The organism is Streptomyces sp. NPDC051677, from assembly GCF_044453465.1.
Classification (GTDB): domain Bacteria; phylum Actinomycetota; class Actinomycetes; order Streptomycetales; family Streptomycetaceae; genus Streptomyces.
On the sequence record NZ_JBITCT010000044.1, the window covers coordinates 55,607 to 75,840 of the forward strand.

The 20,234-nt window shown below is 68.8% G+C and carries 18 protein-coding genes; 17 read left to right on the forward strand and 1 reads right to left on the reverse strand.

Annotated elements, in window-relative coordinates:
- Positions 1 to 42 precede the first annotated feature (42 nt).
- The 10 genes from ACIBAF_RS37800 to ACIBAF_RS37845 all read left to right on the forward strand — a co-directional run bounded on the left by ACIBAF_RS37800 (position 43) and on the right by ACIBAF_RS37845 (position 12,466).
- Entirely contained in the window at positions 43 to 324 is a 282-nt protein-coding gene (locus ACIBAF_RS37800) for a hypothetical protein (RefSeq protein ID WP_399469307.1), read from the forward strand.
- A complete protein-coding gene (locus tag ACIBAF_RS37805; protein WP_399469309.1) occupies positions 325 to 5,145 on the forward strand; it encodes a phage tail tape measure protein in 4,821 nt (1,606 codons plus the stop codon). It abuts the gene before it with no gap.
- Entirely contained in the window at positions 5,142 to 6,038 is an 897-nt protein-coding gene (locus tag ACIBAF_RS37810) for a phage distal tail protein (RefSeq protein WP_399469311.1), read from the forward strand. The genes ACIBAF_RS37805 and ACIBAF_RS37810 overlap by 4 nt, the downstream gene beginning before the upstream one ends.
- A 10-nt stretch (positions 6,039 to 6,048) precedes the next feature.
- Entirely contained in the window at positions 6,049 to 6,990 is a 942-nt protein-coding gene (locus ACIBAF_RS37815) for a hypothetical protein (protein WP_399469313.1), read from the forward strand.
- A 1-nt stretch (position 6,991) separates the two neighbouring features.
- Positions 6,992 to 8,080: a hypothetical protein gene (locus ACIBAF_RS37820; RefSeq protein WP_399469315.1), complete on the forward strand. Its 1,089-nt coding sequence runs from the start codon at positions 6,992 to 6,994 to the stop codon at positions 8,078 to 8,080.
- A 6-nt stretch (positions 8,081 to 8,086) separates the two neighbouring features.
- On the forward strand, positions 8,087 to 10,696 hold the full coding sequence (locus ACIBAF_RS37825) for a hypothetical protein (protein WP_399469317.1): 2,610 nt from the start codon (positions 8,087 to 8,089) through the stop codon (positions 10,694 to 10,696).
- A 38-nt stretch (positions 10,697 to 10,734) separates the two neighbouring features.
- The gene (locus ACIBAF_RS37830; RefSeq protein WP_399469319.1) at positions 10,735 to 11,121 is read left to right on the forward strand and encodes a hypothetical protein; all 387 of its coding nucleotides are present in this window, start codon (positions 10,735 to 10,737) and stop codon (positions 11,119 to 11,121) included.
- 78 nt (positions 11,122 to 11,199) lie between these two features.
- Complete coding sequence (locus ACIBAF_RS37835) at positions 11,200 to 12,000, forward strand: glycoside hydrolase family 25 protein (RefSeq protein WP_399469321.1); 801 nt, start codon at positions 11,200 to 11,202, stop codon at positions 11,998 to 12,000.
- Between the two features lie 4 nt (positions 12,001 to 12,004).
- On the forward strand, positions 12,005 to 12,226 hold the full coding sequence (locus tag ACIBAF_RS37840; protein ID WP_399469323.1) for a hypothetical protein: 222 nt from the start codon (positions 12,005 to 12,007) through the stop codon (positions 12,224 to 12,226).
- 3 nt (positions 12,227 to 12,229) lie between these two features.
- Entirely contained in the window at positions 12,230 to 12,466 is a 237-nt protein-coding gene (locus ACIBAF_RS37845; protein WP_399469325.1) for a hypothetical protein, read from the forward strand.
- 185 nt (positions 12,467 to 12,651) lie between these two features.
- On the opposite strand, the gene ACIBAF_RS37850 is transcribed toward ACIBAF_RS37845, so the two are convergent.
- Complete coding sequence (locus ACIBAF_RS37850) at positions 12,652 to 13,128, reverse strand: DUF6924 domain-containing protein (RefSeq protein ID WP_399469327.1); 477 nt, start codon at positions 13,126 to 13,128, stop codon at positions 12,652 to 12,654.
- Positions 13,129 to 13,271: 143 nt separating this feature from the next.
- On the opposite strand from ACIBAF_RS37850, the gene ACIBAF_RS37855 reads away from it, so the two are divergent.
- The 7 genes from ACIBAF_RS37855 (at position 13,272) to ACIBAF_RS37885 (ending at position 20,209) form a co-directional block, all read left to right on the forward strand.
- Positions 13,272 to 13,835: a hypothetical protein gene (locus ACIBAF_RS37855; protein ID WP_399469329.1), complete on the forward strand. Its 564-nt coding sequence runs from the start codon at positions 13,272 to 13,274 to the stop codon at positions 13,833 to 13,835.
- A gap of 490 nt (positions 13,836 to 14,325) precedes the next feature.
- The gene (locus ACIBAF_RS37860) at positions 14,326 to 15,516 is read left to right on the forward strand and encodes an AAA family ATPase (protein WP_399469331.1); all 1,191 of its coding nucleotides are present in this window, start codon (positions 14,326 to 14,328) and stop codon (positions 15,514 to 15,516) included.
- A gap of 61 nt (positions 15,517 to 15,577) precedes the next feature.
- Entirely contained in the window at positions 15,578 to 16,714 is a 1,137-nt protein-coding gene (locus ACIBAF_RS37865; RefSeq protein ID WP_399469333.1) for a hypothetical protein, read from the forward strand.
- 63 nt (positions 16,715 to 16,777) lie between these two features.
- Positions 16,778 to 17,683 (forward strand): hypothetical protein, encoded by a 906-nt coding sequence (locus ACIBAF_RS37870; RefSeq protein ID WP_399469335.1) that lies wholly within the window; start codon positions 16,778 to 16,780, stop codon positions 17,681 to 17,683.
- A 72-nt stretch (positions 17,684 to 17,755) separates the two neighbouring features.
- Positions 17,756 to 18,217 carry a hypothetical protein gene (locus ACIBAF_RS37875; RefSeq protein ID WP_399469337.1) on the forward strand — a complete coding sequence of 154 codons (462 nt, stop codon included), beginning with the start codon at positions 17,756 to 17,758 and terminating at the stop codon, positions 18,215 to 18,217.
- A gap of 62 nt (positions 18,218 to 18,279) precedes the next feature.
- On the forward strand, positions 18,280 to 18,840 hold the full coding sequence (locus ACIBAF_RS37880) for a hypothetical protein (RefSeq protein ID WP_399469339.1): 561 nt from the start codon (positions 18,280 to 18,282) through the stop codon (positions 18,838 to 18,840).
- 697 nt (positions 18,841 to 19,537) lie between these two features.
- Positions 19,538 to 20,209 carry a hypothetical protein gene (locus ACIBAF_RS37885; protein ID WP_399469341.1) on the forward strand — a complete coding sequence of 224 codons (672 nt, stop codon included), beginning with the start codon at positions 19,538 to 19,540 and terminating at the stop codon, positions 20,207 to 20,209.
- Positions 20,210 to 20,234 lie beyond the last annotated feature (25 nt).

The window sequence follows — 20,234 nt, forward strand, 5'->3', positions numbered from 1 at the left end:
CCAGTGTTCCGGGCCGAGATGGAGGTGTGCCACACCTATGGAATGCCGCATAGCCAGTTCATGGGCGCCGGGGACGGCCGGTGGACGGCGCTGGATCGGGCGAAGGCTTTGGCGTGGCTGGCGTACACGCGGGCGGTGTGCCCGAGCTGCGGCACCAGGGATGACGAGTGGCGGCCGGAGATGGGCGGGGACCGGTTCGCGTACGTCGTCGACAGCCGCACCTGCCCCGGGTGCGAGCTGATCCAGATGGAGCGGGAGACGGTGCCGGACGGTTCGGAGGGGCGCGGGGTCAAGATCGGGCTGAGGCCCAGGCGGGAGCTGTAGGTGAGCAGCGCCTACAACCTGTACGTCGACCTGACGGCGCGGACCGGCGGACTGACCGGCGGGCTGCGCCAGTCGGCGAACCAGCTGCGGCAGTTCGACGGGCAGCTGCAACAGGTCAACCGGACGCTGATGGAGACGGGTTCGGCGACGCAGAGGCTGGCCCGTCTGCAGGCGTCCGCCTCGGCTGACGCGGTCCTTGGTCAGGCCCGGGTGACCGCAGCTGTGCAACGCACCGCAGCGGCGCAGCAAGTGGCCGCGGCGGCGGCCGAACGGTCCGGGCGGGCGCAGGCGCTGTCGGCGAGCCTTGCGGCGCGCGCGGAGACGGAGCGGGCGGCGGCGGCCGCGGCCGGCGAGCGGACGCTGCGCGCCCAGGCGGTCGCGCAGACCATGGCGGCCCGCGCCCAGGCCACGGCCGGACGGGGTGCGGCTGCGGCGCAGGCCACCGCGAACGCTGCCGCGCAGGCGGCGACCAGGGCCGCGCAGGCGCAGACGTTGCAGGAGGAGAAGGCCGCTGCAGCGCAGGCCGTAGCCGCCCGCGCGGCCGGAGTGTCGACCCGTGCGACGCAGGCCCGGGCGACGGCAGACGCGCAAGCCGCGCAGACGCTGGCCGCCCGCAACGAGGCGGAGGCTGCCGCGTCGGCGCGTGCTGCGGCGAACGCCGCTGCGGTCCGGCAGGCGGAGGTGGCAGCCCTTGCGGAGGCCCGCGCCGCGTCGCAGGCCCGCGTCGACGGCTACATGCGCACCGGTGTGGTGCTCTCGGCGATCCTCGCCGCCGGTGTCGTCGGCGCGGTGTCGCTGGAGCGACACATGGCGAACGTCATGACGATCTCCCAGCAGATCAACGCGTCCACCGTCAGCGGGTTCACCGACCAGATCCTGAACCTGTCGAAGGGAATGACGCAGTCGACGAGCCAGCTCGCCGAGGGCCTGTACCAGGTAGTGTCGACCGGCTTCGACGGTGCGGACGCGATGACGATCCTGTCCGTGGCCGCGAAGGGTGCCAGCGCGGGCCTGACGACGACGGAGATCTCCGCGCGGGCCCTGCTGGGCGTGCTGAAGGCGTACGGCATGCCCGCGTCCAAGGCGTCCGACGTCATGGACGTGATGTTCCAGACGGTGAACAAGGGCGTCATCAGCTTCGAGGAGCTGGCCCTGCACCTGGGCGACATCGTGCCGATGGCCGCTGCCGCCGGTATCAGCTTCGACGACCTGGCCTCCGCGTACGCCGCAGTGACCCTGGCGGGTGTTCCCGCTGCGGAGTCCGCGACCGGCCTGAACATGCTGATGACCCGCATGATGCAGCCGACGCAAGAGCTGAGCGACATGATGCGCAAGCTCGGCTACGAGTCGGCGGCCTCGGCGGTGCAGCAGGACGGCCTGTACGTCGTGGTGAACAAGCTGGCCAGGGCCACGCACGGCTCCGCTGAGGAGATCACCACCCTGTTCCATGACGTGCGGGCCTCCCGCGCGATGCTGGCGCTGGCCGCCAACGACGGCAAGAACTACGCCGACACCTACCAGGGCATCGCCAACGAGGTGGAGCGGGCCGGGGCCGCCCACAAGGCGTTCGAGATGCAGATGAACACCACCGCCGGCCAGTGGGAGATGTTCATCAACCGCAGCAAGGCCCTGGGGATCGACTTGGGACGGGCGTTGCTGCCGGTGCTGCAAACCGTCGGCAACGCCCTGTCGGTGTTCGCCGGGTCGCTCGCGGACGCGCCGGGCCCGCTGAAGTCCTTCGGCACCGGGCTGCTGGCGATATCCGCCTCCGGGGCGCTCGCCCTTGCTGTGATCACCCGGATCACGGCGCAATGGCAGGCGTTCCGTCTTGCCCAGGCGGAAGCTCAGGCGGGCGGCTCCGTCATGCCGGCGGTCCTGAAGGGCGCCGGCCTGGCGGTATCGGGTCTGACGGCGCTGCTGGCGGTGGGCGTCCTCGCCTACTCGGCGTACTCGGCTTCCAAGGAGCAGGCCAAGGCGGCCACCGACGACCTGGTGCAGGCCCTGCGCGCCGAGCGGGAGGAAGGCGACCAGGGTGCGGGCCTGCGCGCCCTGACGGAGTCGCTGACCAACTCCGATGACGCGGGCAAGCTGAAGAAGGTCGGCATCGACATGGCGTCCGCGCTGGACGCCATCACCTCTGGCGGCAAGAAACTCGCCGATCTCAAGAAGGACATCTGGCGCAACGCCTCCTTCGACACGGTGGACCAGTCCGGGCAGGTCAGTTCGACCCTCACTACAGAGGGACAGTCCGCGATGGACCTCCTCGACAAGCAGCACCACATCTGGTCGTCGGCGGTGAAGAAGGAGGCCGAACTCGCCGCCGCGATGGAGATCGTCAACGCCAAGGTGCAGCAGGCGAAAGTCGGCGCAGCCAAGGCGTGGAACCTGGACCTGCTGGTGCCGACCGGCAAGGACGGCCTGCCGCAGTACACCGACGAGATGAAAGCCATGGCGCAGGCCCTGGGCGCCATCGTCGACCCGGCCAAGGCGTGGCAGACCGCGCAGGACAGGGTGGCCAAGTCCAACAAGAACGCCAAGGCCACCTTGGAGGACTATGTGCGTGAGCTGCGCAGCCAGTTGAAGGCGCAGCGCAGCTTCCAGGGCAACCTCTCCAAGCTGGCCACGGCCGGATACGGGGACCTCACCGACCACTTCTCCAAGCTCGGTGCGTCCTCGGCGCCGATCCTGGACGAGCTGGTGAAGCAGCTCGGCAAGGGCAAGACGAAGGTCGCCGACGAGCTGGAGTCGGTCATTGCCGAGTCGGCGGCCCGCGCCCAGCCGGCGTTCCGGGCGGGCCTGGCGCAGTTGCCCGCGATCGCCGCTCGCTACGGCAAGCGGATCGCCAAAGATTTCGCGGACGCTGCCGAGACGAACGACGCCCGCAAGTTCGGCCGAGTCATGCAGGCGATGGCCGTCACCGACATGAGCCGCGCCGTTCGCGCCGGCAGCGCGGCCGCACGCACGCAGATGTCGCGCGGTATGAACCTGCTGGCGCGAGTCGCCGCCGAGAAGGGCTCGGATGCGGCGCTTGCCCTGCAGCGGGCCCTGCTGTCGGGTGATGTAACCACCGCGATGGACCAGATCCGGGCTATCTGGGGGGCGGACCCGCCGATCAGCTCCGAGGACCTGCAGGGCGTCGTCTCCGCGTTCCAAACGGCCGGCGGTAAGGCCAAGGGCGAGTGGTCGGCGATGCTGGACCTGATCACGCAGGTATCCAAGTCGAAGGGCACCGAGGCCGCGTCGTCCCTGACCTCTGCTCTGCTGTCGGGGGACATGGCCGCAGTCCAGGCGCAGTTGGACGCGATCGGCGTGAGCGTGCAGGAGATCCCCGGCACGAAGACGATCAGCGTCAGCGTGAACCCGCCCGCGCCGGTGTCGATCCAGGTGATCCCTCGCGTCGGGGGCACCGGACCGTGGGCGAACAAACCGCAGTGGGCCGATGGCGGCATTCTGTCGTTCTACGCCGACGGCGGCCTTCACACTGGCGGCCTCGGCCGCCGTGAGAACCACATCGCCGAGATAGCGCCTGCCGGCTCGTGGCGGGTGTGGGCCGAGCCCGAGACGTACCCGGGCGAGGCGTACATTCCGCTGGCGCCGTCCAAGCGGGCCCGCTCCAAGCAGATCCTCGACGAGGTGGCGCACCGGTTCGGGGCGAGTGTCGAGTACCACGCTGAGGGCGGTCTCTCCGGCTGGACGTACTCGCCGGCGGGCGGCATGGACGGCCTTTTCTCGCTGTCGTCGATCGCATCGGACTCGATGAACAAGAAGGGCACCGCCCTGGACCTGGGCAAGTTCTCCAAGAACCTGCACAAGTCCGTGGTGGAGGCGCAGCGGTGGCGTAGGGATCTGGCGACCGTGGCGCGCCGGGCTGGCCAGGACGTCGCTGACGCTCTGGAGGCGATGGGCACCGACGGCATCGCGCTGACCCACAAGATGGCCACCGGCAGCTCGAAGTACATCAAGAGCATGGCGGCGGAGCTGAAGAAGCTCGCCGACGCCTCGAAAGCCTCCCTGGCGGACTACACCAGCCAGCTCGGCGGTGCGACGAAGCAGACTTCCGAGTTCCAGAAGAACTTGGCCAAGCTGGCGGCCGAGGGCTACGGAGACCTCGCGTCACGGCTCGCCGCTCAAGGCGACCTGGCCGCGCAAGCCCTTGCAGAGCAGGCCGTCAAGAGCAAGAAGAACGCCAAGCAGGCCAACGACGCCTCGATGAAGGCGTCGGCGACGCTGTCCGACGAGGACCTGGCAGACCTGCTGAAGGTCATCGCCGCTATCAAGACGTCGAAGACGGGCATTCACCAGGTCGCGGATGCGACCGAGCTCGGCGAGGACCGCGTCATCGAGGTTGCCAACGCGGGCAAGTCCCAGCTGCAGAAAGCCCTCGGGTCACGGGCGACGAAGTTCATGTCGGACCTGGGGCAGGCCAACAAGGGCCTGTCGTACGCCTCCGGCGGCGTGCTGACGCCCGGCCTCTACGCCACCAGCAACGGTCTGATCCGGTTCGCGGAGCCCTCCACCGGCGGGGAGGCATACATCCCGCTCGGGCAGGCCAAGCGGCCGTCGGCGACACAGGTTCTCGAGGACGTAGCTCACCGCTTCGGCTACACCCTCACCGCCCAGGGGGTGACCGGTCCGGCACGTGTGGACGCCCACCCGGCCGGCGGCGTGCAGGTCGTGGTGGTCAAGCAGACAGAGCGCCCCTTGATCGGCCAGATGCCGGTGACGGTCACCGGCGGCGGGGACGGCCACCAGCTGGCGCAGGAGATGGGTGCGGAGGTGATGCGGCGCATCCGTGCCGCACAGCGAGGGGGCAGGCTGTGACAGCTCTCGGCGACTACCAGCTCGATGTCGGCGGCATGGTGATCGGGACGGGCACCCTTCTACCGGTCGGTGAGGTCATCGGCCTCGGCGCCCCGGACCGGCGCACCGCCGACGTCGACAACCCGACCGACGACGGCGGGTTCCCGGGCGTGGACCTGTTCGGCACGCGCACCGTGTCGATCGAGGCCGGCATCCGCACCCCCGACGATCCCGGAACCGCCCTCGATCTGCTCGCCCGTCTCCAGCAGGTCACCGGAGACGACAGCACCCGCAAGACGGCGGGGGCGCTGGCCGTTCTACGCGCCAAATGGCCAGGCCGGGACGTCAAGCGCCTGTACGGCAGGTGGCGACGCGTGGAGGCCGTGTCGATGTCGCAGAGCGTGTACGGGTGGATCCCCGTGACCTTGGAGTTCGCGGCTACGGACCCACGCTGGCACGCCGACGACTCGCAGGCCCTGGTTCTGCCGCTGGACATCTCCAACGACTCGCAGGGGTTCACGGCCCCCATGGTCGCCCCGATCACCACCGGAGTGTCCAACCCGTCGGAGCGGCCCGGCTGGGTGCGCAACCGCGGCGACGTGGCTGCTTGGCCCCAACTGCGCATCGACGGCCCGGTCACCAATCCGAAGGTGTGGGTGGTGGAGACCGGCCGCTACCTGCAACTGCAGACGAGTCTCGCCGCGGGGGAGTGGATCGATATCGACACCCGCCCCGGAACCCGTTGGGTGCTGCGCAACGGGGCCGGTAACGCGGCGCCAGCGCTGACCGCCGGATCGCGCCTGGACTTGTTCCAGATTCCGCCGCAGAGGAGCGAGATCCGGTGGACCGCCACCGACTACACGAACACCTGTCGCCTGACCCTGTCGTGGCGCGACGCCTACACCGCTCTGTGAGGACACTGAGATGACGCTGATCCAGCCCCCGATGATGGTCAAGGGCGGTACTCATCCCGCCCGCACCATGCGCATGATGATCCGCGACCTTTCGCGCGGGTCGCAGGGCGTGACCGAGTTCAATGATCTGAAGGTGACCCAACAGACCACGCCGGGTGCCGGGGTGCAGGTCTCCGATGGCTCTGGAGTGGTGCGCGGCGCTGCGTGGGGGCAGGGCTCCTACACCCAGTACAACGTGGGCACGGCCCTCGTGGACGTCGCCCCGACAGGGGCGCAAGGCCGCACCGACATGGTGGTGCTGCGGGTCCTCGACCCCGAGTACGAGGGCAACTTGAATCCGGCCACGGGCGACATCGGCTTCCTGGACGTCGTGTCCAACGTGTCGTCGACGGCGACGGATCCGGCGGCGGGGATGACCGCGATACCGCTCGCCAGAGTGGTGCTGCCGCCGAACTGCGCCACTGTCACCGACGCGATGATCACCGACCTGCGGAAGATCTGTAACCCGCGCAGGGACCGGCAGATCTATACGGCTTCCCCCACCGGAAATCAGAACTGGGGCGGCAACGCGAAGGGCACGTTCGTTCAGTGGCCACCCGCCGCGAAGTGGACGATCAGTGTGCCGGAGTGGGCGGTGCGAGCCCGCATCAAGTTCGACGTTGCCGCCGTGGAGGTCCTGACCGGTGTCGTGTTTGGTGGCGCCGCTTTCAAGTTGGGCACCGTCCAGGGTCAGGGCATCGCGTTTGACACCGGAGCGTTCGTCAGCGGCGACCGCTCCCAGCGCGTCAACTTCACCTCCGCCGATACCCTCACCGTGCCGGCCTCGCTGCGCGGCACCAGCCAGGTCTTGCAGGCGATGGTCGCCCTGAACAGCGCCGCGGCGGGCACCCTGCAGGCGGACGTGTCCACCACCGCGATCGCGGACGTGGAGTTCGAAGAGGGCGCGATCTGACGTGGCCTCCTACCGCTACCTGACGTGCGACGCGCTGACCGGGCAGGTCCTGGCGTGGGATCTGCCGCTGTCCGACGTCTCCTACGGTCCGGAGCTGAACGGGCCCGGGGCGCTGCAGGCCACGCTGGAGCCACACCTGGCCCATGTCCTGGGCGGCATGGTCGACCCCGGCAACACGCTGATTTTCGCCGATCGGGACTCCAAGCTGATGTGGGGTGGCCTGATCTGGCGGGCCGAGCCGGAGGGCGGCAAGTACCCTATCGAGGCTGCCGGCTTCGGCTCCTACCTGGGCAAGCGGCACGACATGCACGGCAACCTCGACGGCCGTGGCCCCTACACGTACGGCGACCCGTGCAAGATCATCCGAGATGTGTGGGCGTACTGCCAGGCGCAGCCAGACGGAAATCTCGGCGTGGTCGTCGACTCCACCACCTCCAAGGCGACGGTCGGCACCCCGGAAGAGCCGTACGCGCCGACCTGGTGGGAGTCCCCGACGCTGGCTGACATCGTCGCCGATGCGGTCGCCGTGTTCGGCGGTCCCGAGTGGACCGAGCAGGTGGCATGGGCGGGCGGGCTGCCTGAGCGGCGCATCCGGCTCGGCTGGCCCCGCCTGGGCACCCGCCGCACCGACGTGTCCTTCACCACCGGCGTGAACATCGCCGACTCCCAACCGGTCATCTACGACGGCGACTCGTACGCGCAGGTAGTCGCCGCTCTCGGCTCGGGGGAGGGGCAGGCCCGGCTACGAGCCATCGACGCCGTACGGGATGGTCGCCTGCGCCTGGAGGACGTGTTGGACCTGCCCTCCATCAAGGGGAAGGACCAGCTCGCGGCGAAGGCCCGCTCGGGACGGATCGCCCGCCAGACACGCGGCTCAGTCGAGCAGGTCAACATCATCGACCACCCATCCGCCCGCTTCGGCTCTTTCCAGGTGGGCGACGACGTGTGGGTGCAGGTCCACGACGACTGGACCGACTTCGACGGTTGGGCGCGGGTGACCGGATGGACGCTCACGCCGGCGCAGGGGAACCAGCAGGAACGGATGACGGTGAGCCTCGCGCCCGCCGACTCCTTCATCTACGGAGGCTGAATCCCTTTGGCTGACACGCTCGCTGTTCTCGCGGCGAAAATCGCCAACTTGGAGCGTCTGGTGCGTGACCTGTCGCGCAGCAGCCGCCTGGCGAACTCCTCGATAGAGAACGGCTCCATCGTGGTCTACGACGATGCGGGCGCGCTGCGCGGCAGCATCGGCCTGCAGGAGGACGGCACGGTTGCGATGGCCGCCGTCAACGGCCCGCCCCCACCGCAGCCGACTGCCCCGGTCGTGGTCTCCATCCTCGGCGGCCTCGCCGTCAGCTGGCCCGGCACGTTCGCGGACGCCTTGGTGGTGCCGCTGGACTGGTCCCGCCTGGAAATCCATGCCTCGACCGCTGACGGCTTCGAGCCGGTCTCGGCGACGCTGCGCGGGACATTGGAGTCACCTCAAGGTGGCACCCTCACCATTCCCACGGACGAGTCGCTGTACGTACGGTTGGTCGCCCGCAATACCTCCGGCACCGCCTCCGCACCCTCAGATCAGACCGGCCCGCTCGGGCCGGCACCGGTGGTGGCCCAGGCCGTCCTCGACAACATCATCACGACCGCGGCCCTGGCCGACGACGCCGTCACCAGCGCGAAGGTCGCCGTCGCCGCCATCGACAGCCAGGCCCTGGCTGAGGCCGCCGTGAACGCTGAGAAGATCGGCACCGCAGCGGTGACGGCCGGGAAGCTGGCCGCCCAGTCTGTGACCGTGAACGCGCTGACCGCTGCCCTCGCCGACACCGCATCGCAACGCTATGTGGACGCGATGGGCGACCCGACGGCGTGGATAGTGACCGCGACCGGCACGGGCGCGTCTACCTGGTCCCACCTTTCGGGGGTGGCCGATACGCCGACCGGGCAGAGCGTCGGGCAGGCCGTGGGCTTCGTGCGGGTGCGCGGCGCCAACCCCATCCCATACGACCCGGAGACGTTGTACCGGATCTCGGCCCGAGTGCGCGCCACCGCCCAGCCGACCACTGCCGACGTGTTCTACTGCGGGATCCTGGGCCTCGGCGCCGACGCGACGACGCTGGTCAACCGCGACGGCGCGAACCTGCCGACCTCGCACACCTACGTGGCCGCCTCCGCCAAGCCCCTCGCCACCTCGGACGGCTGGGTGACGGTCACCGGCTACCTCAAGGGCCGGGCCGCAGCCGGCACGTCGGGCAGCGCCGGCACCAATAGTGACCCGCGCTCGCCCGGCGTCGTTCATGCGAACGTGCGTTTCGTCGCCCCGTACCTGTGGCTGAACTACAACAACCAGACCGCCGTCGCCGGAACGATGCAGGTCGATGCCGTGACGATCGAGGCGTTGAAGACCGGCTTGGTGGACAGCACCAACTTCGTCGCCGGGTCCGTGACCACAGCCGCGCTCGCCACAGACGCGGTGACCGCCGACAAGATCGCGGCAGGATCGGTCGCCGCAGCCGAGATCGCGGCGGGCGCGGTGACAACCGCGAAGCTCGCCGCAGGCGCGGTGACCGCGAACGAGATCGCCGCCAACACCGTCACCGCAGGGAACCTCGCTGCGTCTTCGGTCACCGCCGCGGCTCTCGCCGCCGGATCGGTGCAGACTGCGGCCCTGGCCGCCGACGCCGTGGCGGCCGGCAAGATCTCCGCAGGGGCGGTCACGGCCCGCGAGATCGCCGCCCTGGCCATCACCGCCGACAAGATCGCTGCGAACAGCATCACCGCCGGAAAGCTCGCTGCCGGATCGGTTACCGCCGCCTCTCTGGCGGCCGACGCCATCAACGGCAAGACCATCACAGGGGTGACCGTGACCGGTGGCACGGTCACCGGCGGCATCGTGGAGACGGCCGCCGCCGGACAGCGCATCAAACTCGTCCCCACCACCGACTTCGACGTCATCGACGTCCATGGCGGCACCATCCACCCGCCGGGCATCGAGTTCTACTCCGGCGACACCGTCGAGCAGAACCCTGGCTACCTCGTCTCCTACTCCGGCGACGAGTTCGGCGGCACCGTCACCGAACTCAGCACTCCCGACGTCGGCCACAGCACCGCCAGCCTGCAACTGATCGGCGGCGACTCCTATGGCCGCGTGGCGACCTTCACCGGTGTCGCCGGCGGCGCGGCCACCTGGCTCGACCCGACAACCTGGGTCGCCCGCCTCGCTGACGGCACCCAGCTCGCAGTCGGCTACAAGTTCGGCTCCAACGCCGATGGCGTCTACGCCTCCCTGTGCAACATCTCTACCGCCACCAAGCCAGTGCACTTCGCTCTTGGCGGCGCAGTCATCTACGCCCCCGGCGGCACCGTCGCCAAATGGCAGCCTGTCGCGTCCTTCGGCACTGGGTGGGCCACAGGGCCGGTCTCGGGCTCCTACCAGTCCATCCGCTATCGGCGCGATGCCCAGGACAACGTCCACATCCAGGGCACCATGCACACCACCGCCGCGAGCGCCGCGTCCACCGCCTGGACCTTGGCCACTGGCTACCGACCCGCCACCGCCCAGCGCATCCCCGTCGCCATCAGCACCTCCAGCACGATCACGGCGGGTATAGCCACCGTCGCCACCACCGGTGCCGTGACCATCACGCCCACCCCAGCCGCCTCTGCCGACGTCTATGTCAACGGCTTCCTGCCGCTGGGGAACATCTCCTGAGCGCACTGTTGTCGAGGGCCGTAAGATCGTGAGCAGGCGTGGGGCCGACCAGCGAGGAGACCGCGGTGACCCTGCCGTCCGGCGCCGAACCCACTTTGTGGGAGTTGCACCGAACCATGGCGCAGCTGCGCGAGGATCAGCGTGGCGGGATCGCTCAGCTCCGCGATGACCTGCGCGCCGACCTCGCGGCGTTGGCGGCGCGCCTGGACCAGGTCGTCACCGAAGAGGTCTATCGGGCTGATCAGCGCACGGTGCTCCAGCGCCTGGAGATCCTGGAGCGCGACCTCGCTGCGGCGCAGCGGCTCCGCGAGGAGGACCAGGCCCACCAGACGACCAACCGCCGCCTGATCATTTCTGCGTTCGTTGCCCCGCTGGTGGTCTACGGCCTCCAGCTGTGGCAGGCCTCACGCGGAGCCAGCCCGTAGGAGCGGCCGGCACGCCTACAACATCATCGATTGAGGCGCGGGGGAGAAGGCAGTACGCGCCCGATGACAGTAAGAGGAGTGGACGTCGCCTCGTACCAGGCGGCCGACTACAGCACCCGTGGACTCGACTTCGCGTTCATCAAGATCACGGAGGGCACCACCTACACGAATCCGAAGTGGGTCGCGGAGCGCAAGACGGCCCGTGACGCCAGCCTCGTCACCGGCTTCTACCATTTCATCCGGCCCGGTAGCGTGACGGAGCAGGCCGACTTCTTCCTGTCCAGGATCACGCTTCGCGCTGGTGACATCCTCGCCCTCGACTGGGAAGATCCCGGCGTCTCCAGCGACCAGAAGGACGCCTGGATCCGGTACGTACAGAAGAAGGCCCCCGGCCATCGGGTGATCCTGTACGCCAACTACGACTACTGGATCAACCGCGACCGGTCCTCGTTCGCGGGCGACGGGCTGTGGATCGCCCACTACAACGGCAAGCCTGGAAACCCCGGCATCAAAGCGCCGTGGCGCTTCCACCAGTACACCAGCACCCCGATCGACACGAATGTCGGCAACTTCACGGACAAGGCCGCGCTCCTCGCATGGGCCGGGGCCCCGTACGTTCCGCCGGCCTTCCCAGCCGGGCTCGCCCCCGGCAAGCACACTCCGTCGGCGAAGCCGCTGCAGAAGGCGCTGCGCGCGGCCGGGTTCCTGAGCATCACGGACGCGGACCTGTCGGACACCTACGGGCCGGGCACGCAGGCCGGCGTGGGCCACTTCTTCGCCGCGCACCCGGAGTTCCGCTCCCAGGGCAAGCCGCACGATGTGGCGATCGGGCCGCGCGGCTGGGCCTACCTGTTCACCCTCGCCTACGACCAGAAGTGACCCGATGGATGCCGCAGACGTCATCCGCCGGTTCACGTTCCACCCGGCCGACACCGACGAGCGCCACCAGGCCCACGAGGACATCCGGTCCGGCTGCCTGGAACTGGCGTTGATGCTGCACACCGAACTGCCCGCCGGCGCCGAGAAGCAGTCGGCCATGTTCCGTCTCGAAGAAGTCATGTTCTGGGCGAACGCCGCGATCGCCCGCCAACCCAGGGAGTCCTGAACCGTGAACCTGTACCTGTCCTTGATCCGTACCGGCGTCCCGGCTCTGGTCGGCTGGTTGGTGGCGCTGGCCGCCCGCCACGGATTGGGCCTGGACGCTCAGGCCCTGTCCGAAGTGCTGATTCCGCTGGCCGCGTTCTGCTATTACGCGGTGTTCCGTCTGGCCGAGCACTACGTCTCGCCGAGGTTCGGGTGGCTGCTGGGCTACGCCCGGCCGCCGCAGTACGACCTTGCGGCGTAGCTCGGCTGCCCCCTCCATGAACGACCAAGGCCCCCACCGCACTTGCGCTTGGTGGGGGCCTGGCCTCTTGGAGGGCTCAAGCGTAGCAGTGTCGGAAACTGTCCTTCGGCTCGCTGAAAGCTGCGGCCACAGCCCGCTGATGAGGATTCTTGAACTTGGCTCTGTCCGCAGTTCCGTGAACCCGTTCAGAAGGACCGGAAGATCCCCTCGAGATCATCGTGAGCCCATGCTGCAAACTCCTCGAAGCCCAGGTTCCCGATGCTCAGGTTCGCGTGGACCTCGTGGAGTGTTGCGGGAATGACGCGGAAATCACGACCGAACTCGGTCAGTTGTTCGTAGTCCTCTTCGTCCACGCAATCCTCCCGCGTCAGCGTGGTGACCGCCAGCAGCGGGTGGCTCTTGGCCTGCATGGTTGTACGGTCGGCAAGAAAGACGACGGCCAGGCTGTCGTCGCCGCGGACCGCCGTCAGCACCTCGTCAACGGTCGCCCCTGACCAGGCCGGATCATCGATGAAGTGGACGCCTGCCTCGTACTGTCTGTCTCCCCAGGGCTCCGTCAGCGCCGCCGCCACGTCCTGCCACGCCTGGTCGTCGAGGTAGTCGGTTCTGACGACCAGGGCATGGAACTCATCACGGCCCGTGACGGCGGACAACGCTCTCATGGATCCTTCTCCTCGGTGACGATCGGTGAGCCGTGCCCGACTGTCTCACGGGCCGTTTCCGAGGATGCGGGTCCGGAGCCATTTTCAGGGAGCCTCAACACCGCCAGTTAGAATCTGATGGCAGTCCATGAGAAGGGGGTCCCGTGGTGGCGGGGAAGCCGTTCCTGGCCGGCAGGCAGGAGTTCGCCGCCCTGTACCGGGTGAAGCCCACCCAGGTAACGCAGTGGGTGGCGCGCGGCGTGTTGAACTACGAGCAGGCGGTGATCGTGTCCGGATCGCCGTACTGGCTGCTGTCGTTCGCGCGGGGATTCGGGCAGATGACGCCGCGGCCCAAGGAACTGGACGAGCGGAGCCTGCAGCAGTTGGTGGCCGCACAGGAGCCCGGTGTGTGGGCGCGCAGCGTGGACGAGCTGCCGCCGCTGTTGGGACTACAGGAGGCGACACAGCTGTTTAGCCTGTCCAGTCAGCAGAACCTGTCGGCTGTGGTGCGGCAGGGCCGCTTCGTGTCAGCGGACTACCAGCTGTCGGGTTCGCCGCTGTGGCTGCTGGACACCCTCATCGAGGCCGCGCCTGAGATTCAGGCGAAGTCGCGGACCGTGATGTGGGCGATCGTGCCGCAGGTCGAGGCGGCGCTGCGGCAGCGCCGCTACACCGGCCCTGGCTCGGTGATCATCCCCCGCGGGCATGCCGCCGCGAAAGCCCTCTGACCTGCGGAAGTGCCCCGGCGCAACCTTTCGATTGAGGCTAAAATAAGAGCAGTGACGCCGGATGGCGTCGCTGCTCTTGCCTTCAGGAGGAACGATGTGCGCCACCGGTGTCAGGGTCCGACTGCCGACGCCCTGCCCGACGTTCGGGTCGGCTTGCTGGTTGATCGCGCCAAACCCTTGCGCAAAGATGTGCCACACCATTCGAATGATGTTCGCACTTGCCGGGGGTCTCGTGTCCATTCACCAGCAGCAATTGTCCGGCCTGACCGAATTTCAGCGCGCCCAGCAGCCCGCCATAGACGCTGACCAGTCCATCTCCAGCGGTTCGAGGCGTTCCTCGCCCTCGACCCGTGGGTGCTGCGGCACCTGGAGGCACTGGCCGCCGGCTGCACCGCCCAAGGCTTCCGCCGCATCCGCATCGGGAGGCCGCCTGTTCGAGACCAGGGCCCTGCCGGCCGCATGAGACCAACGACCTCTTGGAGCAGCCCAGATGGGCATCAAGTTGAAAACCCGCAAGCCGACCGGCATCGTGCCGTGGCCGCTCATCCTCCTGGAAGGTGAGGAGGGCGCGGGAAAGACCTACAGCGCCGCTGAGTTCTCCGCCTCCGACCGCATCGGCCAGATGTACTGGGTCGACCTGGCAGAGGGCAGCGCCGACGAGTACGCGGCCATCCCCGGGGCCGACTACGAGATCATCGACCACGACGGCTCCTACCGGGACATCCTGGAGCAGATCCGCGCCGTCCACGCCGAGGCCCGCCGCGCGGCCGTCGCCGGCGAGCCGCCGGTGGTGCTGTCCATCGACTCGGGCACCGCCCTGTGGCGGATGCTCAAGACCTGGACCAACGAGCGCGCCCGGCGCGGCCGGGGCAACGCGCAGCGGCTGCAGGAGGACCCGGACGCCGCGATCGAAGTCGGCATGAACCTGTGGAACGACGCCACCGAGCGGTGGCTGGACGTCATCCACCTGCTGCAGACGTTCCCCGGCATCGCCATCATCACCGCCCGCGGCAAGCAGATCACCGCCATCGATGACAACGGCAGGCCCGTTACCGACGGCCGCGGCAGCGTCCTGCGGGAATGGAAGGTCCAGGCGCAGAAGGACCTGGCCTTCGACTGCTCGGTGTGGGTGCGGATGCGCCGGGGCCGGGCCCCGCAGGTCATCAAAGCCCGCTCACTGCAACTGCGCATCGAGGACGGCAAGCCGCTCGACCTGCCGGACTTCACCATCGAGGACCTCGTCTTCAACCGGCTCGGCTGCTCGGTGGACTCGCAGCCGCGCCAGATGCCCGCCCTGGTCGGCGACCGCGTGCAGGCGTGGCTCGACGAGTACGACGTGGTGGAACTGCGCGACGTCGAACGGCTGCGCGAGCTGTGGTGGGAGGCGGCCGAGGATGACGCGGGGCTGACCCGCGCCGAGGTCGTCTCGATCCGCGCCGCGATCGAGCGGAAGGTCGCCGAGCTTGAGAACCCGCCCACGGAGATGGGCCAGGGCCCGGCCAGCGACGCCGACCGGCTGCGGGCCGTCGTCGAGCGCAGGGCCGAGGAGGGCGGCGAGGAGCCCGAGGGCGAGCCCGACCCGGACCGGCGCCCCGTCCGCAAGGCCCCGGCCAAGCGGACGGCCGCCAAACGCACCCCCGCCAAGCGCACGGCTGCCAAGTCGGCCGCCGCCCGGCGCTGACCTGCCTACGCGGTCCGGGCCTCAGGCGGCCCGGACCGCCCCACGACCTCTGGAGTACCTGATGACAGCTCAGCCTGTGGAATTCACACCGTCCCTGTGGACAGCCGCGCACGATGTCGATGCCAGACGGCCGCGTTCCCTGCAGCGGCAGCTCGGTGCCTCGGACACAGTGTGCGAGCGCCGCGCCGCCTACATCGTGGCTGGGACCACCCCGAGCGACGAGACCGACAAGCGAGCCGCGATCCTGGGCACATACATCCACGAGGGCCTGCTGGGTGCCGCGCGCACCGAGTACGGCTGGCTGGTGGAGCGCGCCGTCGCCGACGACACGATCAGGGGCCACATCGACGCCGTGCAGTTCGACGAGGCGACCGCCGCCCGCGTCCCTGTCCGCCACCGCCCCAAGGTTTCCGCCGCCGACGGGGTGACGGTGGAGGACGTCAAGACCAAGTCGACGTTCCTGTGGGACAAGGTGCGCCGCTACGGGCCCACCGAGGCCGAGTTGCGGCAGGTGTACCTGTATGCCGATCTGCTGCGCACAGTGGGCTTCGAGGACGTGCGCGGCCAGCGGTACCTGGCCAAGCTGGGCCCGCTGGAGGTGGCGCGGATCCGCTTCCGGTTCGTCAACCGTGACAACGGCGAAGAGCACATCCAGGAGTTCGCGTTCGATCCGATGGAGGCCACCCGAGCCCGCTGGTGGGTGCAGCGGGTGCGCGAGCTGAACAGCCCGGAGGAGGGGCGTCGCAGCTTCGACGGGCCCGGGTTGGACGCCATCTGCGACCACTGCCCGTTCATGACGACCTGCTGGGGTCTGCCCGAACGGCCCGGCACTCCCGTGCAGACCCTCCTCATCCACGACGACGCCGACCGCATTCAGACCCTCGCCGACTACATACGCGGGCACGAGTTGGAGACCGAGGGCAAGAGCATCAAGAAACTGGCCCGCGCGAAGATCGACACCTCTCCAGCGGGCGTGTACGGCGGCAACGAGTTGGCGTGGGGCGGCGGGAATCCCACGTGGGACATCGACGTGGAGGCCATGGTCGACCTTCATGAGGACGCGGGCATCCCGGTGCCGATGGTGCCCGACGAGAAGCGGATGGTCGCCAACTTGAAGGAGGCGGGCCTGGCCGTCCCTGAGAAGCGAACCGCCCGGACCACGCCCAAGACCATCATCGTGCGGCCCTTCAAGGCCTGATCGGATGTCCGCCGCCCGCCCCGGCTGGGGCGGGCGGCGGTGTGCCCGTGGAGGGAACTACCGTTGTCCATTCACCTGATGGTCGTTGCCGCGTACCTGCCCGAGGACGTAGTGACCCAAAGCCAGAAGCTGGCTCTGATGAAGATCTGCGACTCGGCCGACGACGAGACGCGCCTTTCGAAGCCGGGCCTGCGAAGGCTGCGGGCGTGGGTCGGCGTGACCGAGAAGCGGTGCATGACCATCGTCACCGAGCTGGTTGCCAAAGGGCTGATAGAGCGCGTAGAGACCGGCAAGGCGGGTCGCCGGGCCGTCTACCGGGTGTTCCCTCTGGGGATACCGCCGATCCCGTCCAACGACGATCTGGACGCCCGTTTCAAGGCGGCCGACGAGGCGCCGAAGAACCCGCGCAAGGCCCGCACGGGCGTTGCTCGATCGGTGCCTTCCAAGCCGGCGATGACGCACGAGGACATCGACGCGCGTGCGCTGGCCGCCGGCGAGGGTGTGAAGGAGACAGGGTTCCACGGGTGGAACCCTGACGAGGGGGAGGGCAGGGTTCCACCGATGGAACCCTCTGGGTTTCACGGGGGGAACCCAGAGGGTTCCACCGGTGGAACCCCTTCTTTTCCTTCTTCTTCCTCTGTCCTTCCTTTCCCCCCTCCCCCCGACGCTGGCAACGCAGATGAGCCCACTGGCTGCACGAAGCATCCCGTCCCTGCCTCGAACTGCCGTGCCTGCGGAACCAATCCGCGTGCCGTTCGCGCGGCCCGCGAACGGGAGAGAGCGGATGCCGAGCACCAAGCGCAGCAGGACTGGCTGCGCGCTTACCAGGAGGACTTGGCACGGGCCCGGCAGGTCGCGCAGGAGCGGCCCGAGGAAGTGGAGGCGGCCCGGCTGCTGGCGCGTCAGATGGCCCGTCAGGGGCGGGAGACGGCACGTGCAGCCGTCGCCCCTCCCCGAAAAAATTCTTGACCCCTCACCTTTTGCCACTAGAATAAGAGGAAGCGCAAGGGGAGAGTCCCCTGGCACTGTGAGGAGGACCGCGTGAGTGAGCAGCCGATCGTCTCGAGCGCATCCGTCGAGGACGGGAGTTGGATGCTGAAGGTCCGGCACGGGGATGGCAAGGCCGTCGCCGAGGTTTGGTCGTTCGGCGTGAAGTTGAGCATCACGACCCTGACCGATGCGGGTGTCGTCACCGTCGAGGATCCAGCCGCCGCGCCGGCCGTCCACCGCTTCGGCAGTACCTCTGAGGCGTACGACGCGACCCAGTGCCGCGACGACATTCGCGACGGCGACGTCCTGGTCGTCGAGTCCGAGCGTGTCGTCGGCTTCCTCGATGCCGCCTGGCCGGTCGCCATCACCGAGGCGCATGGCGAGTTCCACGGCCTGAAGATCCCCGCCCGCGAGCACAAGGACGGCCGCTTCGCGGCCAGTGCCGACTGTGCCGAGCGGATCGCCGCCGAACTCGACTTCCCCTTGGCCGCCAAGTCCGCCCGCGGGGCCTGACTCCCGCCGCCTCGAAACATGTGCCACACCATTCGACCGAACCGAACCTTTTGGGGGACCGCATGGGCCACCTGCCCACCCTGCGCCGCGAGCACCCGGACTGCATGGTCCTGGACTCCGCACAGCAGGTCACGCCCGTCCTGATCGGCCTCGCCCGCGCCTGGCGCGAGGATCCAGTGGGGGTCGGCGCCCTGTTCGCCGACATCGCCGACCGTGACGACCAGGCCCGCGCCGACGCGCACCTGGACGGCCTCGGCGACGCTGAGCACGCTCGCGATCAGCTCGCAGACGAGCTGCTCGCCGCGGCTGGCGGCGCCCAGTTCCACCTCGACCGCACGCGCGACCGGAACGCCGCCCACCAGGCCCGCCGGATCGCCGAGGAGGCCCGCCGCATGGCCGACATCCTCGACCAGCACGCCAACCTGATCACGATGGAGGTCGAGGAGGCCGAGCGGGAGCGTGCCGCCCGCGACGAGGCCCAACTGCTGCGCCTGCGAGCCATGCTCGGTCGCGTCGGAATCCTTCCCGCGATGGTGGCGGTCGCCGTCCCGGTCCGCTGCGGGCACTGCAGCTGCTGGATGCACCATGCGACGGCCTGTCGTGCTGCCTGGGGGCACCGATGAAAGTGGCGTCGCCCACCGACGAAACGGCACCAGCCGAACAATGGGCAGGAAGAAATGGACGAGCCCTCGCTTCCGGAAGGACGTGACCGTGCATCACGACCGCTATGCCTTCAACAAGGCTCTGAACCATGAGGCCGCTCTGGTTCTGGCTTCCGACGGGTGCACCCCTGCCACGTATGACTCCGTACACGCCGTAGCGTCGCTGGGCTTCGCCTTGGGTCTGGATCCGAAGGTGACTCCGGACAACCCGCGGCTCCTCGTCATGGTCCTTGAACCTGCGCTTCTCACTGCTGAGGAGATCGCCAGAGCCGCGCCCAGCGCCAAGGCCCGAGAGCGTGTGTTAGTAGACCGAGCGGGGCGGCTGGGTGCCCAGAGGGCCGAACTGCGGGCCGCCTGCACAGCGTCCCTCGCGGCAGCCGGGTGGACGGTAGAAGTGCAGAGCGACAGTTTGACAGTCGCCGCCCCTCGCCAAGCGGTACTCGCTGCTTTGTCTGCCGCACTCGGAAGCTAGGCGCCACTTCCTCCAGCCAGAGCTCCATCACGGCAGGCTGATGAGTTCTGCCGGTGCCCCACCTGGGCTGTGGAGCCCCTAGCCACTCGATGACCGTCAGCCGCTGAGGGCAGGGTGGCGGTCACGTTCCCAGATTCCGAAATGTGCCACAACTCTGTACCGTTCAATTCACCTCTTGGAGATCGCATGAACCTCGCACCCATTCCCGACAACGGCCGCGTTGACCGCCCTGAGTGGCAGGCCCTGTGGCGGCAGTACGAGGCGGTCACCACGCCGCTACGCATGGTCGGCCTCGTCTGCGACATCGAGACCTGCGGCCGCCAGACCGTCATCTACGTCGACCTGCCCGACGGCACGCACCTGGTCATCGCCGACCACGACGCCCTTCCCGACCGGCTGAATCAGGTCACCGGCTGGCACATCAAGCGCGGCCACCACGAAAACCCGAACTTCGACGCCCTGGTCTTCGACTCCACCGAGGGCGGCGAGCACGAGAAGCACGGCGCGGACATCGTCTCGATGCTCGCCGCTACCGCCCTGCACCTGAAGTCGCTGCCGGACGCGGACACCCAGTCGGCCGGGACCAAGCTCGGCGAGGTCCTGCTGGCCTCAGCCCAACGGTTCGCCGTCAGCTTCGTCGGGGTCAACTCCCAGCATGCCGCGCACGGGCAACCCCTCAGAGGCCCCTTCGACAGCCACCACGAGGCAGTCGAGCAGTACGGCTGGCAGACCCACCTGCTCGAAGAGGACGGCTGGAAGGCCGTCCACGCACAGGGCGGCGCCGACTGGCCCCTGACGGTCTGGACGCGCCGCGACGACCTGCAAGTCGTCTTCGTGACCCGCCTGCCACTCCTCTGACCGCCCCCACCTGGACCGCCCCTCA